At 72.5% G+C, this 5,983-nt stretch carries 5 protein-coding genes and 1 pseudogene; 4 read left to right on the top strand and 2 right to left on the bottom strand.

The genetic code is table 11. The features are described 5' to 3' along the window. The 3 genes and pseudogenes from CCN33_RS23885 to CCN33_RS23875 form a co-directional block, all read left to right on the top strand. Positions 1-471: pseudogene (locus CCN33_RS23885) on the top strand (hypothetical protein); the annotation flags it as partial. A gap of 79 nt (positions 472-550) precedes the next feature. Next, on the top strand, positions 551-1,138 hold the full coding sequence (locus CCN33_RS23880) for a TIGR03086 family metal-binding protein (RefSeq protein WP_086695563.1): 588 nt from the start codon (positions 551-553) through the stop codon (positions 1,136-1,138). 244 nt (positions 1,139-1,382) lie between these two features. Continuing rightward, entirely contained in the window at positions 1,383-2,180 is a 798-nt protein-coding gene (locus CCN33_RS23875; protein ID WP_086695562.1) for an HAD family acid phosphatase, read from the top strand. A gap of 32 nt (positions 2,181-2,212) precedes the next feature. Here CCN33_RS23875 and CCN33_RS23870 read toward each other — a convergent pair whose 3' ends face one another. Continuing rightward, entirely contained in the window at positions 2,213-3,670 is a 1,458-nt protein-coding gene (locus CCN33_RS23870; protein ID WP_086695561.1) for a peptidoglycan D,D-transpeptidase FtsI family protein, read from the bottom strand. A gap of 105 nt (positions 3,671-3,775) precedes the next feature. Continuing rightward, positions 3,776-4,549 (bottom strand): IclR family transcriptional regulator, encoded by a 774-nt coding sequence (locus tag CCN33_RS23865; protein ID WP_086695560.1) that lies wholly within the window; start codon positions 4,547-4,549, stop codon positions 3,776-3,778. A gap of 172 nt (positions 4,550-4,721) precedes the next feature. Here CCN33_RS23865 and CCN33_RS23860 point away from each other — a divergent pair. Further along, positions 4,722-5,983 (top strand): aldehyde dehydrogenase family protein (locus tag CCN33_RS23860; RefSeq protein ID WP_107483980.1); only part of this gene is annotated, 1,262 nt, incomplete at its 3' end.

Raw genomic sequence — 5,983 nt, 5'->3', positions numbered from 1 at the left:
GACGGGGGCTGGGAGTACGTGGAGCGGGCGCTCGGCGCGGAGAGGGCTGCGGCTGCGCGGACGTGGCGCGAGTCGGTGGCCCGCACGCTCCAAGAGGAGGCGATCACCGCGGTGCGCGGGGCCGCGCCCGAGGGCTTCCAGGTCCTGCTGCACGCGGACCCGGTCTCGTACCACTGCGGCGCGAACGCGGGGGTGGACCCGGCGCACATACTCTCGCGGGCGGACGGTGTGGTCGTCCCCTGTGTGGACGGCACACACCGCCTGGCTCCGTTCGCTGAGCACGCGGGGGAGCGGACGGTGCTGGCGGCCAACCTGACGGTGGTGTCGGGCATGGGCGGAAACCCTGCTCGCCTGGCCTCGGACGCGGCGCACGCGCGGGGGGAGGGGGCGAACGAGCTGCGGCTGTACCACGCGGGCCTGGCCTCGGACGCGGACCTGGCGGCGGTACGGGAGGGGCTCGCGGGCTGGTGAGCGGGCCGGGGCCGATGAGTTTCGGCGGGCAGGCCGGTCCCCCCTTCATACGCCCGTGCGCACCTCCTGGGAGACCAGCATGACCGACTCGACTTTGGACCTCGGCCCGCAGGCCCGGATCGTGGCACGGCTGGCCGAGGCCGTGAGCGACGAGCAGCTCTCGGCGCCGACGCCGTGCCCGGACACCCCGGTACGGAACCTGCTGGGGCACCTGCTGCACCTGTCCGTCGCCTTCCGTGACGCCGCCCGCAAGGACCTGGGCGCCACGACCGACACGAACCCCGACGCCACCGTCCCCGACCTGCCCCCCGGCTGGCGCGAGGACCTCCCCAAGGCGCTGGACGAACTGGCCGACGCCTGGCGAGACCCCGCCGCCTGGACCGGCCTGACCCGCGCCGGCGGAGTGGACCTGCCCGGTGAGATCGCGGGAGCCGTGGCCGCCGACGAACTGGTCATCCACGGCTGGGACCTGTCCCGCGCCCTCGGCCTCCCCTACATCCCCGACCTCCCCGCCCTGGCCTCGGCTCACGGCTTCCTCCTCGCGGCCGCCGAGGACCCCGACCGAGGTGACGGCCTCTTCGGCCCGGTCGTCGAGGTCCCCCCGGAGGCCCCCCTCCTGGACCGAGCGGTGGGCCTGAGCGGCCGCGACCCGGGGTGGCGGGCGTAGGGGAACCACTCAGCAGCCCGGCCGGTCTTCTCCGGAGCCCTTGCCCTGACGCCCGCCGCGCGGGGCGTGCCCCGGCTCCTGCCGAACAGGGCCCGGCGCGAAGCCGAGTTGCGCCCGCGGGAACTCCCCGCGCGCCGGGGACCACCTGCCGCGTACACACCCGCCAAGCCCCGCAGGGCTTGGCTTGATCTCGATCCTGCAACACCCGTCGCGCGGCAGCGCTTACGCGCGTAGAACACCTGTCATGCATAAATCACTGCGGATCGCGGCCGCCACTGCCGCCTGTGCGCTTGCCGGAGGTGCGCTGTACGGCGCCGGGGCGGCCACTGCCGGGCAGTCGACGGCGAACTCCACGCACGAGCCGTACAACATCGGGCTCCTGGTGAAGGACATCGACGCCTACTACGGCACCACCGCCGACAGCGCGGGCAAGTACCAGGCGTCGCCCACCAGCCCGTACGCCAAGGACCTGGCGCAGATCGACGCCGACGCCAAGCGGTACATCGACAAGGCGGCCCGCAAGGCCCACCACCGGGGCGAGAAGCCGGCCGTGGTGTTCGACATCGACGACACCCTGCTGCTGAGCCTCGACTACGAGAAGCGCTACAACTACACGTACGACTCCGCCACCTGGAACGACTACGTGAACCGCGCCGACCGTCCCGAGGTGTTCGGCAGCCCGGAGCTGGTGCGGTACGCCGCCGCCAAGGGTGTGACGGTGTTCTACAACTCCGGCCTGAGCGAGTCCCAGCGCGCCGGCGCGGTGGAGAACCTGAAGAAGGTCGGCGCCGACGTCAATCTGGACGCCGGCCACATGTTCCTCAAGGACAAGGCCAACCCGCCCGCCTACCTGTCCGGTTGCGCCACGCCGGGCACCTGGACCTGCACCACCGTCCAGTACAAGGGCGGCACCCGCAAGCACATCGAGCAGGACCTGGGGTACGAGATCATCGCCAACTTCGGCGACCAGTACTCCGACCTGGACGGCGGCTACGCCGACCGCACGTACAAGCTGCCCAACCCGACGTACTTCGTCTCCTGACGGACCCCGGCCGACCCTGATGGCGGCGGCGCTCAGCTCCGCTTGAGCGCCGCCGCCATCATCGCCCGGGCCACCGGAGCCGCGAGCCCGTTGCCGCTGACCTCCGAGCGGGCCGCGCCGGACTGCTCGACCATCACCGCCACCGCGACCTCCTGACCGGTGCTGTCCGACTTGCCGTACGCGGTGAACCAGGCGTACGGCGTCTCGCTGTTGTTGGGGCCGTGCTGGGCGGTGCCGGTCTTGCCGCCGACCGTCACCCCGTCGATGAGCGCGTTCCGGCCGGTGCCGTCCCGCACCACCGTCTGCATCGCGGACTGGAGCTGTTCGGCGGTACGGGCGCTGACGATCCGCTTCCGGTCCGCGTCCCCGAAGTCCTGCAACACATCGCCGTCGCCCGTGGTGAGCTGAGACACCATATGGGGCGAGACCAGCTCCCCGCCGTTCGCTATGGCGGAGGACACCATGGCCATCTGGAGCGGCGTGGCGGTCACGTCGTACTGCCCGATGCCCGACAACGCGGTGAGCGCCTTGTCCATATGGGCGGGGTACACGCTCGGGTAGGCCCGCACCGGGACGTCCAGCTTGTCGTCGTCGAAGCCGAACTTCTCGGCCATGGCCCGCACCTTGTCCTGACCGAGGTCGACGGCGAGCTTGCCGAAGACGTTGTTGCAGGAGTACTGCAGGGCCACCCTGATCGGGGCGTTCTCGCAGGGCGCCGCGGTGTTCTCGTTCGGCAGCTCGCGGGTGGTGCCCGGCGGGGTGTAGGGCACCGGGCTGTCGGTGGGCCGGTCCACGTCCGGGTACAGGCCGTCCTCCAGCGCGGCCGCCGCCACCACCAGCTTGAAGGTCGAGCCGGGCGGCAGCGGCTGCCGCATCGCCCGGTTGACCAGCGGCTTCTCCTTGTCGGTGGTGAGCTTCCGCCAGGCCGTCCCCGCTGTGTTCGCGGCGGTCAGCGCCGAGGGGTCGTAGGACGGCGTCGAGACCATGGCGAGGATCTTGCCGGTCTTCGGGTCGATCGCCACCGCCCCGCCCTTGTTGCCGCCCAGCGCCCGGGCACCGGCCTTCTGCACGGCCGGGTCGATCGTGGTGATCACGTTGCCCGGATCGGCCCGCCGCCCGGTGACCGTGTCCATGACGGTGCGCAGCCGGGTGTCCGTGCCGTTGAGCAGGTCGGCGTAGACACCTTCGAGCTGCGTGGGGGCGTACGCCTGCGAGGCGTAGCCGGTGACCGCCGCGTACAGCGGGCCGTCGGTGTACGTGCGCTTGTACGCGAGGTCGCTCCCGCCGGCCCGGCCGGAACCGGTGACCGCTTTACCGGCCACGACGATGTCGCCGAGCGGGCGGGAGTAGGTGCCGATGGCGTTCCGGCGGTTTTCGGGGGCGTCCGCGAGGGCCTTGCCGTCGTAGAACTGCACCCAGGTCGCCCGGATCAGCAGGGCGAGTACGAGCAGCAGGGAGAAGACGGCGGCGCGCCTGATCGTCTTGTTCATGGCGCAGGGGAAGACGAGCCGGACCGCCGGTTCCGTTCCCTTCCCGACGCGGTTCTCATCACATGTTCAGATTTTCCGTGCCGATGTCGTGTGCGCGGCGACCGCTCACAACCGCCGCGTCGCCAGCGTCAGCCGGTCCCGCGCGTCCAGCAGCGCGTCCTTGATCATCTGCTCGTGTGCCGGGGTGAGCCGGGCCACCGGGACCGAGCAGCTCACGGCGTCGCGGGCCGGGGTGCGGTACGGCACGGCGACGCCGAAGCAGCGCAGGCCGAGGGTGTTCTCCTCGCAGTCCACGGCATAGCCCTGCTCGCGGACGCGGTGCAGCTCGGCGATCAGCTCCTCCCGGTCGGTCACCGTGTGCTCGGTGAGCGCGGGGAGCTTCTCGGGCAGCAGCGCCCGCACCTGGTCGTCGGTGTGCGTGGCGAGCAGTGCCTTGCCCAGTGAGGTCGAGTGCGCGGGGAGCCGGCGGCCGACGCGGGTGAAGGGGCGCAGGTAGTGCTGGGACTGGCGGGTGGCGAGGTAGACCACGTTGGTGCCGTCCAGCCGGGCCAGGTGGATGGTCTCCGTGGTGTCGTCCGCGAGCCGGTCCAGCGCGGGCCGGGCCGCCGCGACCACCTCGTCGCCGTCGATGTAGGAGGTGCCGACCAGCAGTGCCCGTACCCCGATGCCGTACCGGGTGCCGGTCGCGTCCGTCTCCACCCAGCCCAGCTCGACCAGCGTCCGCAGCAGCATGTACAGGCTGGACTTGGGGTAGCCGACGGCCTCCTGCACGTCCGCCAGGGAGTGCATACCGGGCCGCCCCGCGAAGTACTCCAGCAACTCCACCGTCCGTACCGCGGACTTGACCTGCGCCCCGCCGCCCGTCTCGGCTGCCGTCATCGCTCCTGGACCCTTCGCTCGGCCGTCGCCCCAAGGCCGCGGACCCCTGTTGAGCAAGCCCCCGCCCCTATAGTCTCCGAACAGCCCATTCACCATCGGAGACGGCGTTCAGCATATCGAACGAGCCGATGGCCGAATCCCCGCAGTGCGGCCTTGTCTGGAGGGAACCGCGGTGACAGCAGCACCAGTCTGGAGTGTCGACCCGCGTACGGGGAAGCACCGGGAGCAGGTCGCGGTGGAGGCCACCGCCGACGAGGTGGACGCCACCGTCCGGGAGGCGCACGCCGCGCGCGACGCCCTCGCGGACCGCACCGTGCGCGCCGCCTTCCTCCGCGAGGCGGCCACCGGCCTGGAGGCGGTGAGCGCGCTGCTGATCGAGGTGGCCGACGCCGAGAGCGCCCTCGGCCCGGTCCGGCTCACCGGCGAACTCGCCCGTACCGCCTACCAGTTGCGGGCCTTCGCCGACCTGGTCGACGAGGGCGCCTTCCTGGACGTCGTCATCGACCACCCCGACCCGGCCGCCACCCCGCCCGTGCCGGACCTGCGCCGCTGGAAGATCCCGCTCGGCGTGGTGGCCGTCTACGCGGCCTCCAACTTCCCCTTCGCCTTCTCCGTCGCGGGTGGCGACACCGCGAGCGCGCTCGCGGCGGGCTGCCCCGTCGTGGTCAAGGCCCACCCCGACCACCCGGCGCTGTCCGAGCTGGTCGCCAAGGTGCTGCGCCGGGCGGCGACCGCACACGGGCTGCCCTCGGGCGTCGTCGGCCTGGTGCACGGCTTCACCGCGGGCGTCGACCTGATCCGGCACCCCCTGGTCGCCGCCGCGGGCTTCACCGGGTCGGTGCGCGGCGGCCGGGCCCTGTTCGACGCGGCCGCCGCGCGCCCGGTGCCGATCCCGTTCCACGGCGAACTCGGCTCGCTCAACCCGGTGGTGGTCACCGAGGACGCGGCCGCCGAGCGTGCCGAGGACATCGGCGCGGGACTCGCCGCCTCCATGACCCTCGGCGTCGGCCAGTTCTGCGTCAAGCCCGGCCTGGTACTGGTGCCCGCCGGGGCGCACGGCGACGGCCTGGTCAAGGCGCTCACCGACGCCGTCAGCGACACCGAGCCCGGCGTACTGCTCGACCACCGCATGCGGGACGCCTTCCTCGCGGGCATAGGCGAACGCACGGCCCTGCCCGAGGTGGACTCACCCGTCACGCCGGGCGCGGCCGGGGCGCACACGGTCAGCGCGGGTTTCCTCACCGTGCCCGCGGCCCGGCTCGCCGAGGGCGCGCACGAACTGCTGCTGGAGGAATGCTTCGGTCCGGTCACCGTGGTGGCCCGCTACGCGGACGAGGACGAGCTGACCGCCGTCCTGGAGCGGCTGCCGGGCAGTCTTACCGCGACCGTGCAGCTCTCCCCGGCCGAGTCGGCGGGGGAGAGCTGCACGGTCGC

It is taken from the genome of Streptomyces recifensis (genome assembly GCF_002154615.1).
GTDB classification, from domain to species: domain Bacteria; phylum Actinomycetota; class Actinomycetes; order Streptomycetales; family Streptomycetaceae; genus Streptomyces; species Streptomyces griseoluteus.
The sequence above is the reverse complement of the archived record's forward strand: the minus strand, read 5'-3'. Positions and strand labels throughout refer to the sequence as shown.

Coding starts and splice junctions, on each gene's coding strand:
- CCN33_RS23880 (WP_086695563.1), top strand. CDS start 551: ATGACCGACTCGACTTTGGACCTCGGCCCGCAGGCCCGGATCGTGGCA.
- CCN33_RS23875 (WP_086695562.1), top strand. CDS start 1,383: ATGCATAAATCACTGCGGATCGCGGCCGCCACTGCCGCCTGTGCGCTT.
- CCN33_RS23870 (WP_086695561.1), bottom strand. CDS start 3,670: ATGAACAAGACGATCAGGCGCGCCGCCGTCTTCTCCCTGCTGCTCGTA.
- CCN33_RS23865 (WP_086695560.1), bottom strand. CDS start 4,549: ATGACGGCAGCCGAGACGGGCGGCGGGGCGCAGGTCAAGTCCGCGGTA.